Genomic DNA, 252 nt, shown 5'->3' on the forward strand with positions numbered 1-252 from the left:
GTACTCGTAAAACAATCGAAGAAACTGACGAAAAAATAAAAGCCATACAAAATGATATTCAGTTACCTAACAAACAAACGTCCCCTTTAGACTACCAAGAAATTGAATTACTTATGAAGTTTAAAGATAGTTTAAATAACCAAATCAAATCTAATATTAATCATATCAAGTTTTTAAAAGAAGTAATTAAAGAGTTCACAAAAAAACCAGAAGTTATGATTGAGAAGTATCAGGCTGAATTAGGCTGTTCTC

General features: G+C 28.6%; 1 protein-coding gene. It reads left to right on the plus strand.

The window, feature by feature from the left end; translation table 11 throughout:
- Nucleotides 1–252, plus strand: a 252-nt coding sequence (locus Q0954_RS34820) for a hypothetical protein (RefSeq protein WP_299466909.1), incomplete at both ends; no start/stop codon positions are given.

This window comes from uncultured Microscilla sp. (genome assembly GCF_947493425.1).
In the GTDB taxonomy this organism is placed as follows: domain Bacteria; phylum Bacteroidota; class Bacteroidia; order Cytophagales; family Microscillaceae; genus Microscilla.